We start from the raw sequence: 19,399 nt of genomic DNA on the forward strand, positions 1-19,399 counted from the left end.
GAAGCGGGCGAGTAATCAGCTTGGCCCGACTATACCGCGCAGCCCCGGCGACTGTGAACGCAGACGGGCTATTCAGTCTCTGAATGGGCAGTCACGTTGAAGATCAATCTGTCGAGGGCTTGGGTTGTTCATAGCGGGCGTTGAAGGCCTGGACAAAACCATTGCGCAAAATCTGCAAAAACGCCTGGAACGCGCTGATATCTTGCTGGTGCACGTTGCCGCTGAGCTCCACGCGGGTGGCGAACTGGTTTTTCTGCTGGTTCTTCAGCACGGTTTCGCTGACGCCAACCACCGCCTCCCAGATCGACCGGAAGATGCCCTTGTCCTTGTTCTCGACATCCTGCTGCCAGTTGAACACTTCGACATTGCGCAGCAAAGGCTTGATGTAGCCGGTCAACTGGCCTTTTTCGGCCTGGGCTTCCACCACCAGGTCGCCGGTGCCGGCATTGAAGTCGAACTTGCCGTAGGCCGAGGCGAAGTCATTCATGCGCTTGAGTTCGATATCCCGGGCCCGGAAGCGGAATTCGAAGTTTTCGAAATTGCTCAAGGGGTCGAACGTCGCCGTGGCTTCCAGCGGCGCCTGGCCCAAAAACAGCGCCTTGCCGTCGAAACGTGCGTCGCGCTGGCCTTTGACATCCACCACGTTGGTCAGGTTGTAGAAGCTGGCGTTGACCTGGGTCGCGTACATATTGACCGGCGGTTTCGAACTGAAGTTATGGAACGCGATCTTTCCGTCGTCGATGCGTACCTCGTTGAGGGTGATCGGCAACAGTTTGCTCAGTTGTGCCCGCCAGTCGGTGCCCTGACCGGTCTGGGACGCCTGTTTGTTGGTGCCGCCGTCGACGAAGTTCAGCTCCGGCTTGATGAACTGTGCCTCGGCCACCACTGCGTGGTCGTACCACAGCGAATGCCAGCTGACCGACAGGTCGATCACCGGCGCCTTGACGAACGGTACCGGCACCTTGCCGTCGACCTTGACGATCTGCAAGCCGTTGATCCGATAGGCGCCGCGCCACAGTGCGAGGTCGACATCGGTGACCTGGCCGCGGTAATCGCCCATGTCGGCGAGTTTGTCATTCAGGTAATTGCGCACCAGATAGGGCAGGGCGATATCCAGGACGACCAGCAGTACCACGACCCCGACGAGGGTCCAGAGCGGCCAACTGTAGCGACGTTTCATAGGAAAATTCTCCATCCGTGTAGGCGATTGACTGCTGGCGCCGCCGGACGTTCGCTTGACTGGACGCCTTGCAGCACGAGGCATACCCTTGGGGCCTTCCTGAAATTGCCTTAAGGACCCGTCATGAGCCGCATTTTTGCAGACAACGCGCACTCCATCGGTAACACGCCCCTGGTTCAGATCAACCGTATCGCGCCGCGTGGCGTGACTATCCTGGCCAAGATCGAAGGGCGTAACCCGGGGTATTCGGTGAAGTGCCGGATTGGCGCAAACATGATCTGGGATGCCGAAGGCAGCGGCAAACTCAAGCCGGGCATGACCATTGTCGAGCCGACTTCCGGCAACACCGGGATCGGCCTGGCATTTGTTGCCGCCGCCCGTGGTTACAAGCTGTTGCTGACCATGCCCGCCTCCATGAGCATCGAGCGCCGCAAGGTGCTCAAGGCCCTCGGCGCCGAACTGGTGTTGACCGAGCCGGCCAAGGGCATGAAGGGCGCGATTGAAAAAGCCGGCGAAATCCTTGCCAGCGACCCGGCCAAGTACTTTATGCCGGCCCAGTTCGAAAACCCGGCCAACCCGGCGATCCACGAGAAAACCACCGGTCCGGAAATCTGGAATGACACTGATGGCGCGGTGGACGTGCTGGTAGCGGGCGTGGGCACTGGCGGCACCATCACCGGGGTGTCGCGCTATATCAAGAACATCCAGGGCAAGCCGATCCTGTCGGTGGCGGTGGAGCCGATCAGTTCGCCGGTGATTACCCAGGCGCTGGCCGGTGAAGAGATCAAGCCCAGCCCCCACAAGATCCAGGGTATCGGCGCCGGTTTTGTGCCGAAGAACCTCGACCTGTCGATGGTCGACCGGGTCGAACTGGTCAGCGACGAAGAATCCAAGGCCATGGCGTTGCGCCTGATGCAGGAGGAGGGGATTCTGTGTGGTATCTCCTGCGGCGCGGCGATGGCCGTGGCGGTGCGCCTGGCGCAGAAGCCGGAAATGCAGGGCAAGACCATCGTCGTGGTGCTGCCGGACTCCGGTGAACGCTACCTGTCGAGCATGCTGTTCGCCGATTTGTTCACCGATCAGGAAAACCAGGCTTGATTCAAATCAGCGCGATGGCGTGGCCCTTATGCATAATTGGCCCGTTATCGCGCACCGCTAGATGCTGATTGTTGGAGTGCGCGGGTTTTTCCCGAGGCCCGGAGTGTTTATCATGGCCGGCTGCTACGTCTGGTTTCCCCGTAACGGGAGGCTAATGGCCAGACGCCTATTTCCAGGAGTTGCTGCATGACCTTTTCTTTGGCCGCCAAACTGTCGGTGTTGCTGCTGTTTATCGGCAGCACGCTGTATGTGCATTTGCGTGGCAAGGCCCGTTTGCCGATGTTGCGTCAGTTCGTCAACCATTCAGCGCTGTTCGCCCCGTACAACGCCTTGATGTACATCTTCTCCGCCGTGCCGTCCAAGCCGTACCTGGACCGCAGCAAGTTCCCGGAGCTGGACGTGCTCAAGGACAACTGGGAAGTGATTCGCGAAGAGGCCATGCACCTGTTCGACGAGGGCTACATCCGCGCCGCGGAGAAGAACAACGACGCCGGTTTCGGCTCGTTCTTCAAGAAGGGCTGGAAGCGTTTCTACCTCAAGTGGTACGACAAACCGTTGCCGTCGGCTGAACTGCTGTGCCCGAAAACCGTGGCCCTGGTCAGCAGTATTCCCAACGTCAAGGGCGCGATGTTCGCCCTGTTGCCAGGTGGCAGCCACCTCAACCCGCATCGCGACCCGTTTGCCGGTTCGCTGCGTTATCACCTGGGGCTGTCCACGCCGAACTCCGATGACTGCCGTATTTTCGTCGACGGCCAGGTGTACGCCTGGCGCGACGGTGAAGACGTAATGTTCGACGAGACCTACGTGCACTGGGTGAAGAACGAAACCGAGCACACCCGGGTGATCCTGTTCTGCGACATCGAACGCCCGCTGAGCAACCGCCTTATGACCCGCATCAACCGTTGGGTCAGCGCGCAACTGGGGCGCGCCACCGCACCGCAGAACCTGGATGACGAACGCGTTGGCGGGATCAACCAGGCGTATGCCTGGAGCAAGCGCTTCAGCGACAGCTTCAGTGGCGTGGTCAAGCAGTGGAAGCGCAAGCATCCGAAGGCTTATCGCATCCTGCGGCCAGTGCTGGCGGTGGTGGTGCTGACGGCGCTGGGGTATTGGTTGTTTGGTTAAGGCGTTTGCAGGCTCGAAAAAACCGCTCCGATGAGCGGTTTTTTTATGCGCTGGATTTGTGCGGGCGAAGTTATTGCAAAGCATGTCCCCAGCTGGTTATAGTCGGCCGCAGGTGTTTCCAGACACCTTGTTCATCCCTCCATAAAAGATCAGCACATGCCAGCTTCCCTGCGCATAGCGGTAGTCGATTCAGCGGTCAACGCTGCGGTCGTGCCGTGCGGGAGCCAGCAGCCTGCGCAGATCAGTCACTACCCCCCACCTGTCAGTAGCACGCCGGTGTACGCAGTCGTATCACCGCCGGGTGTTGGCATTTCGGGCTGATCAGCTGATGGCTGTTCCCCTGTGCCCGCCTGAAAAAACCTACTGAATTTCAGCTGTTGCTGAGTTGGCTTTTTGCCTGATCACAGGTGGTATCCATGTCTGTTCTTTCGAAACAATCCGTGGCCGCGGCGGCCTCGACGAGCCTGTTTGTCTTGCTGTGGAGCAGTGGGGCGATTTTCTCCAAATGGGGCCTGGCCCACGCTTCACCCTTTGCGTTTCTGCTGATCCGTTTCGCCATCGCCCTGGCGGGGTTGGTGATACTGGTACCGATCCTCAAGCTGAAGTTGCCGCGTCCCGGCAAGCCGATGCTTTACGCGGCGGCTACCGGGCTGGTGCTGTTGGGGGCCTACCAGATTTTCTATCTGCTGGCCCTGGACCTCAAAGTCACGCCCGGCATGATGGCAACCATCATGGGCGTGCAGCCGATCCTGACCGTGGTGTTGATGGAGCGCCGGCGCTCCTGGAGCCGGATGTTCGGCCTCGCGCTGGGATTGGCGGGGTTGATCATGGTGGTGTACCAGGGCATCGGGATGTCCGGCATGTCCCTGGCAGGCATGCTTTTTGGCCTGTTGGCCCTGGCCAGCATGACCTTTGGTTCGATCATGCAGAAGCGCATCACCGATAACCCGTTGGGCACGCTGCCTGTGCAATACCTGGCAGGCTTGCTGTTGTGCTCGGTGTTTGTGCCGTTCCAGCCGTTCCACTTTGAACACAACACCGGCTTTTTCGTGCCGGTGCTGTGGATGGGGCTGGTGGTGTCGTTGCTGGCGACGCTGTTGCTGTACCGGCTGATTGCCCGGGGCAACCTGGTGAATGTCACCAGCTTGTTCTACCTGGTGCCCGCGGTGACGGCGGTGATGGACTACCTGATCTTCGGCAACAAGCTGGCAATGTTGAGCTTGCTGGGGATGGGCTTGATCATCGTCGGATTGGCTTTTGTGTTCCGTAAGGGCTGATAAACCCAATGCTGTAGGAGCCAAAAAGCTCCTACAGCTTGCTGGCCAATTTCCCCGGCCGAAGCACCAGCCACAACGCCCCCGCAATCAACAACCCGCCATACAGATGCGCCATGGACAACGGCTCATCCAGCAGCAACGCGCCCCACAACACCCCGAATGGCGGAATCATGAAGGTCACGGTCATCGACTTCACCGGGCCGATGGACGTCAGCAAGCGGAAGTACAGGATGTAGGCAAACGCCGTGCATACCAGCCCCAACCCCAGCAGCGACAACCAAACAGGCCAGCCACCCCAGCTGACCGGTGGATGGCTGATGGCACTCCAGGCAAACAGTGGAAACAGGAACAGCGTGGCCCCGAGCATGCTGCCCAGGGCCGCCAGGCGACTGTCCAGCCCGCCCTGTTGATCGAGCCAGCGGCGTGCCAAAAAGCCGGCAAAGCCATAGCAGGTGGTCGCCAACAGGCATGCCAGCGCACCCATCAGCAATTCCATGTCGAAGGCCACCGGCCCGGCGCGGGTCAGGATGCCAACGCCGAACAGGCCCAGGCATACCCCGGCGATTTTCGACGGCGTGAGGCGCTCACTGAAAAACAACCCGCCAATCAGCACGCCCATCAGTGGCGTCGTGGCATTGAAGATCGCCGAGTAACCGGCCGGCAGCACTTGGGCCGCCACTGAATACATGGTTGCGGGAATGCCCGAGTTGATCACCCCGAGCAACAGGACCGTCTTGAACTTGCCCTGGAAATCCCAACTCACCCGCATCATGGCGAGGATCACCAGCAGGCCGGTGGCGGCAATCGACACCCGGAAAAACGCGGTAGGAAGGGTGCCGATTTCCGGCGCGATAATTCGCATGAACAAAAAACTCGCGCCCCAGATAGCGGCCAGCACCAACAGGTGCAGGGTGTCGACAGGTCTCACGGAGGAACTCCAGTTTGATAAGGGCGGAAGTGTTGCCCACCGACCTGTCTGACACAATCGCTAATACATGTTTTACAGTACGAAACGCGTCACCAAGCCATTGAGGTCCACCGCCAGCCGCGACAGTTCCTGGCTGGCCGCCGAGGTCTGGGTGGCACCGGCGGCGGTTTGCGTCGACAGGTCCCGGATGTTCACCAGGCTGCGGTCCACCTCACGGGCCACCAACGCTTGCTGCTCGGCGGCGCTGGCGATCACCAGGTTGCGCTGGCTGATCTGCGAGATCGCCGCCGTGATTTTCTCCAGTGCACTGCCGGCGCTGTTGGCCCGCTGCAAGGTCTGGCCGGCGTGTTCGGCGCTGCTGTTCAGGGCGCCGACGGTGTCCTGGGTACCTTGCTGGATACCGTTGATCATCTGCTCGATTTCTTCGGTGGAGTCCTGGGTGCGTTGTGCCAGGGAGCGCACTTCGTCAGCCACCACGGCAAAACCACGACCGGCCTCGCCCGCGCGGGCCGCCTCAATCGCCGCGTTGAGTGCCAGCAGGTTGGTCTGCCCGGCAATCCCGCGAATCACTTCAAGCACCTTGCTGATGTCCTGGGCCTGCGCCGCCAGGCCCTCGGCCTTGGTCGAGGCACCGAGGACTTCGTCCACCAGGTTCTGGATCGAGCTGATGGTTTCGCTGATCTGGTAGTGACCGTGCTTGCTGTCTTCGTCGGAGGCCTTGGAGGCTTCGGCGCTGGAAACCGCATTGCCCGCCACTTCATCGACTGCCGCGCTCATCTGCGTCACGGCGGTGGCAGCCTGTTCGATCTCGTCGTTCTGCGCTTGCAGGCCGCGGGTGCTCTGCTCCATTACCGAACTCATCTCTTCCGCCGCCGAGGCCAACTGCTGCGACGATTCGCTGATGCCACGGATGGTTTCCTGCAGGTTGGCCTGCATGGTGGCCAGCGCGGTGAGCAGTTGCGCCGGCTCATCCTTGCCCTCCACGACGATCGGCCGGCTCAGATCGCCGGAGGCGATGGTGCGGGCCACTGTCAGTGCCTGGCCAATGGGCGCGGTGATGCTGCGGGTCAGCAGCCAGGCCAGCAGCAAAGTTGCCATCAGGGCGGTGACGATGATGGTGCCGACCACCCATTGGGCGCTGGTGTACATCTGCGCCGCCGATGTTGCGGCGTCTTCCACACCTTTTTGGTTGAAGGTGATCATGTCTTCCAGGCTTTTGTTGAGGACCATGCCTTGGGGGGCGAGGCGGCTGTTGAGCAGGTCCATGGCGTTTTGCTGCTGGTCCTGGTCGACCAGTTGAATCATCTGGCCGACGATCGTCATATAGCTCGCAACGTTGGCTTTCAACTGTTTGAGCAGGTCGCGTTCCTGCTCGTTGCTCAGCAGGGTTTCGTGACGGTTCAGCAGTTCTTCAAGGTCGCCACGCTGGCGGGTGATCAGGTTTTTGCTGTTGTCACGCACCCGGGACTCATCGGTGGTGAGCAAGCGCAACGCTTCCAGACGGATGCTGGCGACGTAGGCGGCGCTGTCGTGAATGTTTTCAATACTCGGCATCCACGCCTCTTCGATGATCAGTGCGCTTTCCCGCAGCTTGGCCATCTGGCCTAAACCAAACAGGCCGACCACGATCAACAGGCTGGCCAAAACCCCAAAACTCAGACTGGCGCGCAGGCCGATCCCCATATTCCTCAATGACATCTCAATGCTCCTTTGGCGGTTAGAACCTGATCCCGGATCGGTCTTCTGACCTTGTTAGGTGGGAGAGGGCGCGCTATATAGCAAAGTGCCACTAGCTAGGGTAGTCAGGGTTTCCCTTACGTTGGATCCAATGGTCGAGAAGCCACCAGTAACGGAGCAGTAGAGCAAAGACTCTTATTTACCCCGGCTCGCACAGGCAGGCCACGTCACACAAGGCCTGTAGATGAAACGTTTAATGCGGGGAGGGTGACGCGCGGGTTTTTTGTTGACCAGTTAGTCGAATTAAATAAAGAGTAAATAAATGTACGAAATGAACAATCTTGTACAAGTCTGAATGAAAAATGATCCTTCTCCTGTTCCCGCACACTGGCTAAGCTCAGCTCACTCCAAATGCCCGCAGAGGTTTCCCGAATGCCGCAGCCAACGCCCGCCCTCGACATTGCGCAGATGATCCTCGACGGCTTCGACGACTACCGCGAGCACTTCCGCCAGATCACCGACGGCGCCCGGGAGCGCTTTGAAAAGGCGCAGTGGCAGCAAGGGCAGGCGGCATCGGCTGCGCGCATCAATCTTTACGAAGAGAAGGTCAGCGAAGTCACGGCGCGGCTGCGCGCGGCTTTCGATGAAGCCGTGTTGCTCGACATTGCCGCCTGGCCGCTGGTGAAAAGTGCCTACATCAGCCTGATCGACCTGCGGTTTGACGATGAGCTGTCCGAGACCTGGTACAATTCGACGTTTTGCGGCCTGTTCAGCCATGACCTGATCAGCGATGGCTGCATGTTCATCCACACCACCCGGCCCAGCCTGCGCCGCGCCCGGGCGGCGCAAACCCGCACCTACAAGCCGGGCGGCAAGCTGGCGGGCATGCTGGAGCAGATTTTCGCCGACTACAGCTTCAGCGAACCCTACGCCGACTTGCCCGCCGACCTGCGCCGCCTGGAGGCGCAATTGCGCGAAAACCTGCCGGACTGGGTGTGCAAGGACCCGGACCTCAACGTCGAACTGTTTTCCTCGGTGCTGTACCGCAACAAAGGCGCGTACCTCGTAGGGCGCATCTACACCCGCGACGAACAGTGGCCGCTGGTGATCCCGCTGCTGCATCGGGAAGGGCGCGGCATCCAGATCGACGCGCTGATCACCGACGAGGCCGATGTGTCGATCATCTTCTCGTTCACCCGCTCCTATTTCATGGTGGACGTGCCGGTGCCGGCGGAGTTTATCGGCTTCCTCAAGCGCATCCTGCCGGGCAAGCACATCGCCGAGTTGTACACCTCCATCGGCTTCTACAAACACGGCAAATCCGAATTCTACCGGGCGCTGATCAACCACCTTGCCACCACCGATGACCAGTTCATCATGGCGCCGGGCGTGCGCGGCATGGTCATGAGCGTGTTTACCCTGCCGGGCTTCAATACCGTGTTCAAGATCATCAAGGACCGGTTTTCACCGTCGAAAAACGTCAACCGCGCCACCGTGATCGAGAAGTACCGGTTGGTGAAAAGTGTCGACCGGGTAGGGCGCATGGCCGACACCCAGGAGTTCGCCGACTTCCGTTTTCCGTTGAGCAAATTCGAGCCTGAATGCCTGGCCGAACTGCTGGAAGTCGCCGCCGGTACCGTCGAAGTCGAAGGCGATACGGTACTGATCCGCCACTGCTGGACCGAGCGGCGCATGACCCCGCTGAACCTCTACCTGGAAAACGCCAACGAAGCCCAGGTGCGCGAAGCCCTGGAAGACTACGGCCTGGCGATCAAGCAACTGGCGGCGGCGAATATTTTCCCGGGCGACATGCTGCTGAAGAATTTTGGCGTCACCCGCCACGGTCGCGTGGTGTTCTACGACTATGACGAAATCTGTTTCCTGACCGAGGCCAACTTCCGCCACATCCCGGCGCCGCGTACCCCGGAAGATGAAATGGCCTCCGAGCCCTGGTATTCCATCGGTCCGCTGGACGTGTTTCCCGAGGAGTTTCCGCCATTCCTGTTTGCTGATTCCGGCCAGCGCCGCCTGTTCGACGAACTGCACGGCGAGCTGTACAACGCCGACTACTGGAAAGGCCTGCAAGAGGCGATTCGCGCCGGCAAGGTAATCGATGTGTTTCCTTACCGGCGCAAGGGCCTGGACAATGAATGAGGGGAGCGCGCGGCGGCGCTTTTCTGCGACAATCCGCCCCCTGCCTACATAGACGACCTTTGCGTACCTGATGACTGACCAAGCGCCCGCTATCGACCAACTGCTGAAAAACCTCGATCACGCCATGCTCGCCGACCGCCACCGCTTGCGGCGGCAGCTGCTTGAGCTGCGCAAGAAACCCGATGAGGAAAAACTTGCGCAGTGGGTGACGCGGATGCAGGCCTCCTGCGCCCAGGTGACGGCGCGGCGCGCCAGCCTGCCGGTGATTCGCTATGACGACAGCCTGCCGATCGCCGCCAAGCGTGACGAGATCAAGGAAGCGTTGCTCAAGCATCAGGTGCTGATCATTGCCGGTGAGACCGGTTCGGGTAAAACCACCCAGTTGCCGAAAATCTGCCTGGAAATCGGCCGCGGCCAATACGGCCTGATCGGCCACACCCAGCCGCGGCGGATTGCGGCGCGCAGCGTGGCGAGCCGGGTCGCGGAAGAGTTGGCGACGCCGCTGGGTTCCCTGGTGGGTTATCAGGTGCGGTTTGAAGACCAGAGTGATTCCAACACCCTGATCAAGCTGATGACCGACGGTATCCTGCTGGCCGAAACCCAGAACGACCGCTACCTCGAACGCTACGACACGATCATCGTCGACGAAGCCCACGAACGCAGCCTGAACATCGACTTCCTGCTGGGTTATCTGAAAACCCTGCTGCCGCGTCGCCCGGACCTCAAGGTCATCATCACCTCGGCCACCATCGACCTGGAGCGCTTTTCCAAGCACTTCGACGATGCGCCGATTGTCGAGGTGTCGGGCCGCACCTTCCCGGTGGAGACCTGGTACCGCCCGCTGACCCTGGAGCAGGACGAGGAGGGCAACCGCGTCGAGGACGACCTGACCGTCGACCAGGCGATTCTCGCCACCCTCGATGAGATCGCCGCCTTCGAGCGCAGCGAGCGCAAGAGCCCCGGCGATGTGCTGGTGTTCCTGCCCGGCGAGCGCGAGATTCGCGACGCCGCCGACATGCTGCGCAAGGCCCAGCTCAAGCACACTGAAATCCTGCCGCTGTATGCGCGCCTGTCGCCGGCGGAGCAGCAGCGGATCTTCCAGTCGCACCCAGGCCGGCGTGTGGTGCTGGCGACCAACGTCGCGGAAACCTCGCTGACCGTGCCAGGCATTCGTTATGTGATCGACAGTGGCACCGCGCGCATCAGCCGCTACAGCTACCGGGCCAAGGTGCAGCGACTGCCGATCGAGGCGATTTCCCAGGCCAGTGCCAACCAGCGTAAAGGCCGGTGCGGGCGGGTCGAACCCGGTATCTGCGTGCGCTTGTACAGCGAAGAGGATTTTATCGGGCGCCCGGAATTTACCGACCCCGAGATTCTTCGCACAAACCTCGCGGCCGTAATCCTGCAGATGCTGCACCTGCGCCTGGGCGAGATCACCGATTTCCCGTTTATCGAGCCGCCGGACGGCAAGGCCATCAGCGACGGTTTCAACCTGCTGCAAGAGTTGTCCGCCGTTGACCGCAACAGCCAGCTGACACCGATGGGCCGCCAGTTGGCGCGTCTGCCGGTGGACCCACGCATGGGCCGCATGTTGCTGGAGGCAGCCAAGCTTGGCAGCCTGCAGGAAGTGCTGATCGTCGCCAGCGCCATGTCGATCCAGGACCCGCGCGAGCGTCCGCCGGAGCGCCAGCAAGCCGCCGACCAGGCTCACGCACAATGGAAGGACGCGGATTCGGACTTCGCCGGGTTGGTGAACCTGTGGCGGGGTTTTGAAGAGCAGCGCCAGGAATTGACCGCCAGCCCGCTGCGCAATTGGTGCCGCAAGAATTTCCTGAACTACCTGCGCCTGCGGGAATGGCGTGACTCCCACCGCCAGTTGAGCCTGATCTGTCGCGACATGCAGTTGACCGTCAACAAAGAACCGGCGGACTTCCCCAAACTGCACAAGGCGGTGCTGTCCGGCCTGCTCAGCCAGATTGGCCAGAAGACCGAAGAGGGCGATTACCTCGGCGCGCGTCAGCGGCGTTTCTGGATTCACCCGTCGTCGGGTATTGGCAAGAAGCGTCCGCAATGGCTGATGACCGCCGAGCTGGTGGAAACCACCAAGCTGTACGCGCGGATGGTGGCCAAGATCGACGCCGACTGGATCGAGCCGTTGGCCGGGCACCTGATCAAGAAAAACCACTTCGAACCCCATTGGGAAAAGAAGCGCGGCCAGGTGGTGGCGTTTGAGCAGATCACCCTGTTCGGGTTGATCATCGTCGGGCGCCGGCCGGTGCATTACGGGCCGATTGATCCGGTGACGTCCCGCGAGCTGTTTATCCGCGAAGGCCTCGTGCGCGGCGAGATCCAGTCCCGGGCCCGCTGCCTGACGGCCAACCAGCAATTGCTGGAGCAGCTCGACGAACTGGAAGCCAAGGCCCGCCGACGCGATATCCTGGCGGACGAGGAAACGCTGTACGCCTTCTACGATGCGCGCCTGCCCGCCGAGATCCACCAGACTGCGACCTTCGACAGTTGGTACAAGGTCAACAGCCAGAAAGACCCGCAGCTGTTGATCATGCGCGAAGAAGACGTGCTGGCCCGCGAGGCCAGTGAAGTCACCGCCGCCCATTACCCCGACACCTTGCACCTGGGCGACCTGGCCCTGGCCTTGAGTTATCACTTCGAACCCAACCATCCACGGGACGGTGTGACCCTGCGCGTGCCGGCGCCGCTGTTGCCGGCCTTGCCACCCGAGCGCCTGGAATGGCTGGTGCCGGGTGTGATCGAGGCCAAGTGCATTGCCCTGGTGCGCAACTTGCCCAAGGCCCTGCGCAAGAACTTCGTGCCGGTGCCGGATTTCGTCAAGGCGGCGTTGCAACGTATCGAGTTCGGCCAAGGCTCGTTGCCTCAGGCCTTGGGGCGTGAGCTGCTGCGCATGACCGGGGCACGGGTCAGCGATGAAGCCTGGGCCGAGGCTGCGCAGCAGGTGGAGAGCCACCTGAAGATGAACCTGGAAGTGGTCGACGGCCAGGGCAAGTTCCTCGGTGAAGGCCGCGACCTGGCCGAGTTGACCGCGCGTTTCGCCGAGGCCAGCCAAGCTGCGTTGGCGGTGCCGCAGACTGCGAAGAGCCAGCAGCCGGTGGAGGCCAAGGTGTTCGCGGCGGTGGCCGAGAAAACCCAGCAAAACATCGCCGGGCTTTCGATGACGGTGTATCCGGCCTTGGTCGAAGAAAACGGCACGGTCAAGGAAGGGCGTTTCTCTACCGCTGCCGAGGCTGAGTTCCAGCACCGTCGAGCCTTGCAGCGCCTGCTGCTGCAACAACTGGCCGAGCCGGCAAAGTTCCTGCGGGGCAAATTGCCGGGCCTGACCGAGTTGGGGTTGATGTACCGCGAGCTGGGGCGTATCGAAGCCCTGGTGGAAGACATTCTGTTGGCCAGCCTCGACAGTTGCGTGCTGGAAGGCGAAGCCAGCCTGCCGCGGGACGGCGCCGGCCTGGAAGCCCTGGCCGAGCGCAAGCGTGGCAGTTGGACCGAGCACGCCGAGCGCCAGGCGCGCCTGACCCTCGAAATTTTGAAACTGTGGCATGGCCTGCAAAAACGCTTCAAGGGCAAGATTGACCTGGCCCAGGCGGTGGCGCTGAATGATATCAAGCAGCAACTGAGCAATCTGGTGTATCCCGGTTTCGTACGGGAAACCCCGGCGCAATGGTTCAAGGAACTGCCGCGCTTCCTCAAGGCCATCGAGCTGCGCCTGGAGAAACTGCCAAGCCAGGTGCAGAAGGACCGGGTCTGGAGTACCGAGTTGGGCGGCTTGTGGAGCCAGTATCAGAACCGCCTGAACAAACACGCCCAGGAAGGCAAGCGCGACCCTCAGCTGGAGCTGTATCGCTGGTGGCTGGAGGAATACCGGGTATCGCTGTTTGCCCAGCAGTTGGGCACCAAGGTACCGATTTCCGACAAGCGCCTGAGCAAGCAATGGAGCCTGGTCGAAGCGTGACCGACGTGCGGCAAGCAACTGTGGCGAGCGAGCTTGCTCGCGCTGGGCTGCGAAGCAGCCCCATAAGGTCTCTCTGAAACACCCGGGTCACTTTATTGGGGCCGCTTCGCGACCCAGCGCGAGCAAGCTCGCTCGCCACAGGGAAGGTGTTTGCGCGGGATAGGCGCCAAGTGTCCGATGTTGTGGCAAACTTCGCGGTTATAAATGCCGGGATCGTCGAGTTGGGCTGGTGCAGCCGTGGCGCGATGGAATAAAGCGTTTCCAGTTTGAAGGCCGCTGGGCGGCATAAAACTACTTACGGTTTGGTACGACGGTACCAATACCCTTCTGCCTGAACAGATTTAGAGGAACGACCGTGCATAACGTCGTCATCAGCGGCACAGGCCTGTACACCCCGGCCAACAGCATCTCCAACGAAGAGCTGGTGCAGTCTTTCAATGCTTACGTGCAACAGTTCAACCTGGATAACGCCGCCGCCATTGAACGCGGTGACGTGGAGGCCCTGACCGAATCCAGCGCCGCCTTTATCGAGAAGGCCTCGGGCATCAAGAGCCGCTTTGTCATGGACAAGGCCGGCATTCTCGACCCGCAACGCATGGCGCCACGCCTGCCCGAGCGCTCCAACGACGAATGGTCGATCCTCTGCCAGATGGCCGTCAGTGCTGCCGAGCAAGCGTTGCAGCGTGCCGGCAAGACCGCCGCCGATATCGACGGTGTGATCGTCGCCTGTTCCAACCTGCAGCGGGCGTACCCGGCGATTGCCATCGAAGTCCAGGAAGCGCTGGGTATCCAGGGTTTTGGCTTTGACATGAACGTGGCGTGTTCCTCGGCGACCTTCGGTATCCAGAACGCCGCCAACAGCATCCAGCTGGGCCAGGCGCGGGCGATCCTGATGGTCAACCCGGAGATCTGCACCGGCCACCTGAACTTCCGCGACCGCGACAGCCATTTCATCTTTGGCGATGCGGCCACCGCCGTGATCCTGGAGCGGGCCGACCTGGCCACTTCCGAGCATCAGTTCGATGTGGTGAGCACCAAGTTGCTGACCAAGTTCTCCAACAACATCCGCAATAACTTCGGCTTCCTCAACCGCGCGGCGGAAGAGGGGATTGGTGCCCCGGACAAGCTGTTCGTGCAGGAAGGCCGCAAGGTCTTCCGTGATGTCTGCCCGATGGTCGCCGAGTTGATCGGCAAGCACCTGTCGGAAAACCAGCTGAATGTTGGCGATGTGAAGCGTTTCTGGCTGCACCAGGCCAACCTCAGCATGAATCACCTGATCGTCAAGAAACTGCTGGGCCGCGAGGCTTCTGTGGAAGAGGCGCCGGTGATCCTCGATACTTACGCCAACACCAGTTCGGCGGGTTCGGTGATTGCGTTCCACACCTACCAGGACGACTTGCCCAAGGGCGCTGTGGCTGTGCTTAGCTCGTTTGGCGCAGGGTATTCGATTGGTAGCGTGATCCTGCGCAAACGCTGATCATGTTTTGAAATCGAGGTCTTGAATGGCAGCAGCGGACGACGCGCACCTGCTTGAACGATTGCTCAAGGGTGAGCAGCGGGCCTACAAGGAGTTGGTCACCACCTACCAGAGCGCGATGCGTGCCGTGGCCTATGCCATCGTTGGCCAGCGCCATGCCGATGAGGTGGTGCAGGACGCCTGGCTCTCGGTGGTGCGTAACCTGGCGAAGTTCGAGGGGCGTTCCAGCCTCAAGACCTGGCTGCTGACCATTACTGCCAACTCGGCAAAGGGCCGCTACAAGCAAAACCGCCGGGAAGTACTGCTCGATGACTTGCCGGCGCCCCATGGCACCATCGGTGATGATCGCTTTGTGCCCGACGATGGCCACTGGGCCGTCGCGCCGTTTGCCTGGCATCAGGACACGCCCGAAGCCCTGCTCACTGAAGACGAACTGCGTAAATGCCTGGAGCACACGCTGGCCAGTCTTTCCGAGCTGCAAAGCAGCGTACTGCTGCTGCGTGAGCGCCAGGGGCTGGAGTTGGAGGAGATTTGTAATCTTCTGACGCTATCGCTCTCCAATGTTCGTGTGCTGTTGCATCGAGCACGGCTTAAAGTCTTCGCCACGGTGGAGCATTTTGAGGAAACCGGCGAATGTTGACCTGTAAGGAACAAGTGGCACGTTCCAGTGACTATCTCGATGGGCAACTGACCTTTCGCGAGCGCCTGCTGGTGCGCCATCACCTGATGTTCTGCCCCAACTGCCGGCGCTTCATCCGGCAGATGCGCTTGATGCAGGCGACGCTGAAGATCCTGCCCGAGCCGCCTATCGCCGATGTTGATGCGTTGGCCGAACGCCTGGCCGCCGAGCGCTCCCGCGACCAATAATATCCATCACTTTTCACACTGAAACGAAGCCCGCATCGATAAAAGATGCGGGCTTTTTTTTGCTCAAAAAACAACCAAGATGAAAAATATTTCATTTTTCTCGGGTGTTTTTACATTTTGTATCATCTGCCATTTTCACCAGTTTTCAGAGCTGGAGCCTTGATTTCCGTAGGCTCTGGCTTATTTCGAATGGCTATTAAAAAGTTCCCGAGTAACAAAATCTTTATGTTTCGGCAACCCAGCTGAAATATCCCCTCGCCAAGATCGCCCCCCAACACCAGCGGCTCTAAACCGCGTGTTTTACCAATGCACAAGACCATCAATTAGGGGAATTCTTCGATGATCCGCAAGCACTTCGCCGGTTTCGCGGCCAGCGCCTTGGCCCTGGCCGTTACCGCCCAGGCTTTCGCCGGTACTGTCACTACTGACGGTGCCGATATCGTTGTCAAAACCAAGGGCGGCCTTGAGGTTGCAACCACCGACCAGAATTTCAGCTTCAAGCTGGGTGGTCGTTTGCAGGCCGATTACGGCACGTTTGATGGCTTTTACACCAAGAATGGCAACTCGGCTGACGCCACATACTTCCGACGTGCCTACCTCGAATTGGGCGGCACGGTGTACAAGGACTGGAAATACCAGATCAACTACGACTTTTCCCACAACTCCGGCAATGCCGATGATGGCTACTTCGACGAAGCGTCCTTCTCGTACGTAGGCTTCAAGCCAGTGGTGATCCGCGCGGGTCGTTTCGACCAGGACTTCGGCCTGGAAAAAGCCACCAGTTCCAAATGGGTGACCGCCATCGAGCGTAACCTCGGTTATGAAGTCGCCGACTGGATCAACTCCCACGAGAACGGCATGGGCCTGCAGGTCAGCGCCGTGGTGGCTGACATGGCCTACCTGTCCTCCAGCGTGTCGTCCAAGGACATCAACGACAAGGACGGCAAAGGCGTGAAGCAGTTCAACGGCCGTGCCGTGTTTGCGCCGATGCACGACAGCGGCAACGTCTTGCACCTGGGGGTGGACGTGGCGGTGCGTGACCTGAAGGACACCTCGTTCGACTCGCGGATCCGTCCTCGCCTGGACGCTCGTGGCGTTGCCACCAACGGCGGTAACGATGCCGGGGCCAACGGCAACCGTGCGACCTTCGGCGGCGGTGTAGGGCTGGACTCCGGCAACCTGACCGCGAACGACGCCTACGACACCGACACGGTGTTCGGCGGCGAATTTGCCTTCGCCCGCGGTCCGCTGTCCCTGCAGGCCGAATACCTGAACCGCAAGATGAAGGCCGACAGCAGCGCTTATCAGGATGTGAAGGCCACGGGTTTCTACGGCCAGGTGGCCTACACGCTGACCGGCGAGTCCCGGGTCTACAAACTCGACGGCGCCAAGTTCGACACCATCAAGCCGCAGAACAAGCAGTTCGGTGCGTGGGAAGTGTTCTACCGCTACGACAACATCAGCGTTGACGACAAAAACGTGGTGCGTAACAGCGCGACCCGTGAAGTGGGTGACGCCAAGGCAAGCCTGAACACCATCGGTGTCAACTGGTACGCCAACGAAACGGTGAAGGTGTCTGCCAACTACCTCAAGGTCAGCACTGACAAGATCCAGAACGCCAATGGCGACGACAGCGGCGACGCCATCGTGGCCCGCGTGCAATACGTGTTCTAGGCAACCTGTAATACCGCTCCAAAGCGCTCTTTCTTCATCCGTCAAAGCGCTCCTCATTTGGTTTGCCCCGCCGTTTGGCGGGGTTTTTTTTTGCGCCGTGTCCTGTAGGCGCGAGCTTGCTCGCGAAGAACCCGAGATCACCGCGTTCTGTCAGAATGGTCGCGTTGTCGTTAACGATCATCGCGAGCACGCTCGCTCCTACACAAAGCCGTGACCGTCGGGGAATGGGATGCCGTTACAACGTTTGAATAACCTGTCCGAGATTGCGCCCGATGAATGGAACGCGTTGGTCCCCGTCGATCAGCCGTTTCTGCGCCATGCGTTCCTCAGTGCCCTGGAAGACAGCGCCAGCATCGGCCCGCACTCCGGCTGGCAGCCCGAGCATTTGCTGCACTATGAAGGTGGACGGCTGATTGCCGCGTTGCCCAGCTATCGCAAATGGCATTCCTATGGCGAGTACGTGTTCGACCACGGTTGGGCCGATGCCTGCGAGCGGGCGGGCATCGACTACTACCCGAAATTGCTGACGGCCGTGCCCTTCAGCCCGGTCAGCGGCCCGCGCCTGTTGGCCGCCAGCGCCGAGGACGGTTTCGAATTGCTTAAAAGCCTGCCCGGTTACCTGGAAATCGAAGGCCTTTCCAGCGCCCATATCAACTTTACCGACGCCCTCGCAGACACCGCACTGGCCCGGCAGCCGGGTTGGCTGCAACGCCTGGGCTGCCAGTTTCATTGGCAAAACCGCGGCTACCGCGACTTCCAGGACTTTCTCGACGCGCTGAGTTCGCGCAAGCGCAAACAGATGCGCAAGGAGCGCGAGCAAGTGGCGGGGCAGGGCATCGAGTTCGAGTGGCTGCAAGGTCATGAGTTGAGCGAGGCGCAGTGGGATTTTGTCTACGCCTGTTACGCCAATACCTACGCCATACGCCGACAATCGCCGTACCTGACCCGGGCGTTTTTCAGTCTGCTGGCCGAGCGCATGCCCGAGGCGATTCGCGTGGTGCTGGCCAAGCAAGGCTCACGGCCGGTGGCCATGGCCTTCAGCCTGATCGGCGGCAACAGTTTTTATGGGCGTTACTGGGGCTGCCTGGCCGAGTTCGACCGGCTGCATTTCGAGACTTGCTTCTACCAAGGCATGGATTACGCGATTGCCCATGGCCTGCAGCGTTTCGACGCCGGCGCCCAGGGCGAGCACAAGCTGATTCGCGGGTTTGAGCCGGTGATCACGCACTCCTGGCATTACCTGCGACACCCGGGATTGAAGACCGCCGTGGCGGATTTCCTGGAGCGCGAAAGCGTGGGGATCCTGGCGTATGCCGAGGAGGCGAGGACAGCCCTGCCTTATCGGCAGGGCTGAACCACTGATCGATTGACAGGTGCCGAGGGCGGGAGCACTTCGCTATAGTGTATGTACAAAAGTAAATACAGGATGCACCATGCGTTTTGAGTGGGATGAATCCAAAAACCAAATAAACATCCGCAAGCACGGCATAGACTTCAACGACGTATCGGATATTTTTCAACATCCAATATTGTCACAACGTGATACTCGAACGGATTATGACGAAGAACGCTGGGTCAGCATTGGCTGGATAAAATTACTGGTAGGTGTAGTTGTATACACCGAGAGGCGGGGTGACGTAATTCGCATTATTTCCGCCCGAAAAGCAACCAAACAGGAGGCCAAATACTATGTCGAAAGCATCGAAAACTGACTGGGAGCGCCTGGCTAAGATGGACGATCGGGAGATCGATACCAGCGACATCCCCGAGTTGGGAGAAGACTTCTTCCGTCGTGCCGAATTGCGTGTGCCGGTCAAGCAGGCAGTTACTATCCGTCTGGATGCTGACGTTCTTGAGTGGTTCAAGGGGCAAGGGACTGGCTATCAGACGCGCATCAATCAGTTGCTGCGCCAGTATATGCAGGCACATCAAGGCTGATAGAGCACTGGCGAGGGCAGCC

At 60.2% G+C, this 19,399-nt stretch carries 16 protein-coding genes; 12 read left to right on the plus strand and 4 right to left on the minus strand.

Annotated features, from left to right (window positions below; genetic code table 11):
- Positions 1–103: 103 nt before the first annotated feature.
- Complete coding sequence (locus tag HX839_RS04185) at positions 104–1,180, minus strand: DUF748 domain-containing protein (protein WP_087692565.1); 1,077 nt, start codon at positions 1,178–1,180, stop codon at positions 104–106.
- 123 nt (positions 1,181–1,303) lie between these two features.
- Between HX839_RS04185 and cysK the strand changes: the two genes are divergently transcribed.
- The 3 genes from cysK to HX839_RS04200 all read left to right on the plus strand — a co-directional run bounded on the left by cysK (position 1,304) and on the right by HX839_RS04200 (position 4,680).
- Complete coding sequence (cysK, locus tag HX839_RS04190) at positions 1,304–2,278, plus strand: cysteine synthase A (RefSeq protein WP_177019671.1); 975 nt, start codon at positions 1,304–1,306, stop codon at positions 2,276–2,278.
- Between the two features lie 186 nt (positions 2,279–2,464).
- Positions 2,465–3,403 carry an aspartyl/asparaginyl beta-hydroxylase domain-containing protein gene (locus tag HX839_RS04195; RefSeq protein ID WP_003210693.1) on the plus strand — a complete coding sequence of 313 codons (939 nt, stop codon included), beginning with the start codon at positions 2,465–2,467 and terminating at the stop codon, positions 3,401–3,403.
- A 416-nt stretch (positions 3,404–3,819) separates the two neighbouring features.
- Positions 3,820–4,680 (plus strand): DMT family transporter, encoded by an 861-nt coding sequence (locus HX839_RS04200; RefSeq protein WP_023659095.1) that lies wholly within the window; start codon positions 3,820–3,822, stop codon positions 4,678–4,680.
- Positions 4,681–4,711: 31 nt separating this feature from the next.
- Here HX839_RS04200 and HX839_RS04205 read toward each other — a convergent pair whose 3' ends face one another.
- Together HX839_RS04205 and HX839_RS04210 are read right to left on the minus strand one after the other, a co-directional pair.
- Positions 4,712–5,608 (minus strand): DMT family transporter, encoded by an 897-nt coding sequence (locus tag HX839_RS04205; protein ID WP_177040341.1) that lies wholly within the window; start codon positions 5,606–5,608, stop codon positions 4,712–4,714.
- Positions 5,609–5,680: 72 nt separating this feature from the next.
- Positions 5,681–7,306, minus strand: a complete 1,626-nt coding sequence (locus HX839_RS04210) for a methyl-accepting chemotaxis protein (protein ID WP_177040342.1) — start codon at positions 7,304–7,306, stop codon at positions 5,681–5,683.
- A 411-nt stretch (positions 7,307–7,717) separates the two neighbouring features.
- Here HX839_RS04210 and aceK point away from each other — a divergent pair, with 411 nt between their 5' ends.
- The 6 genes from aceK (at position 7,718) to HX839_RS04240 (ending at position 17,439) form a co-directional block, all read left to right on the plus strand.
- On the plus strand, positions 7,718–9,439 hold the full coding sequence (gene aceK, locus HX839_RS04215) for a bifunctional isocitrate dehydrogenase kinase/phosphatase (protein ID WP_177035901.1): 1,722 nt from the start codon (positions 7,718–7,720) through the stop codon (positions 9,437–9,439).
- A 70-nt stretch (positions 9,440–9,509) separates the two neighbouring features.
- Positions 9,510–13,421: an ATP-dependent RNA helicase HrpA gene (gene hrpA, locus HX839_RS04220; RefSeq protein ID WP_177066776.1), complete on the plus strand. Its 3,912-nt coding sequence runs from the start codon at positions 9,510–9,512 to the stop codon at positions 13,419–13,421.
- Between the two features lie 355 nt (positions 13,422–13,776).
- The gene (locus tag HX839_RS04225) at positions 13,777–14,898 is read left to right on the plus strand and encodes a beta-ketoacyl-ACP synthase III (RefSeq protein WP_003210699.1); all 1,122 of its coding nucleotides are present in this window, start codon (positions 13,777–13,779) and stop codon (positions 14,896–14,898) included.
- 25 nt (positions 14,899–14,923) lie between these two features.
- The gene (locus tag HX839_RS04230) at positions 14,924–15,538 is read left to right on the plus strand and encodes an RNA polymerase sigma factor (RefSeq protein ID WP_177066777.1); all 615 of its coding nucleotides are present in this window, start codon (positions 14,924–14,926) and stop codon (positions 15,536–15,538) included.
- Complete coding sequence (locus HX839_RS04235) at positions 15,532–15,765, plus strand: anti-sigma factor (RefSeq protein WP_003210701.1); 234 nt, start codon at positions 15,532–15,534, stop codon at positions 15,763–15,765. Before HX839_RS04230 ends, HX839_RS04235 begins: the two co-directional genes overlap by 7 nt.
- A gap of 339 nt (positions 15,766–16,104) precedes the next feature.
- Complete coding sequence (locus HX839_RS04240) at positions 16,105–17,439, plus strand: OprO/OprP family phosphate-selective porin (protein WP_177066778.1); 1,335 nt, start codon at positions 16,105–16,107, stop codon at positions 17,437–17,439.
- Positions 17,440–17,473: 34 nt separating this feature from the next.
- On the opposite strand, the gene HX839_RS31505 is transcribed toward HX839_RS04240, so the two are convergent.
- Entirely contained in the window at positions 17,474–17,629 is a 156-nt protein-coding gene (locus HX839_RS31505; RefSeq protein WP_177066730.1) for a hypothetical protein, read from the minus strand.
- 39 nt (positions 17,630–17,668) lie between these two features.
- Between HX839_RS31505 and HX839_RS04250 the strand changes: the two genes are divergently transcribed.
- The 3 genes from HX839_RS04250 (at position 17,669) to HX839_RS04260 (ending at position 19,377) form a co-directional block, all read left to right on the plus strand.
- Positions 17,669–18,793: a GNAT family N-acetyltransferase gene (locus tag HX839_RS04250; protein ID WP_177035902.1), complete on the plus strand. Its 1,125-nt coding sequence runs from the start codon at positions 17,669–17,671 to the stop codon at positions 18,791–18,793.
- Positions 18,794–18,872: 79 nt separating this feature from the next.
- Positions 18,873–19,151, plus strand: a complete 279-nt coding sequence (locus HX839_RS04255) for a BrnT family toxin (RefSeq protein WP_177050393.1) — start codon at positions 18,873–18,875, stop codon at positions 19,149–19,151.
- Positions 19,129–19,377: a BrnA antitoxin family protein gene (locus HX839_RS04260; RefSeq protein ID WP_003210705.1), complete on the plus strand. Its 249-nt coding sequence runs from the start codon at positions 19,129–19,131 to the stop codon at positions 19,375–19,377. The genes HX839_RS04255 and HX839_RS04260 overlap by 23 nt, the downstream gene beginning before the upstream one ends.
- The last annotated feature ends 22 nt before the right edge of the window (positions 19,378–19,399 follow it).

Origin of the sequence: Pseudomonas sp. I8001, assembly GCF_013385345.1 — a bacterium.
In the GTDB taxonomy this organism is placed as follows: Bacteria; Pseudomonadota; Gammaproteobacteria; order Pseudomonadales; family Pseudomonadaceae; genus Aquipseudomonas.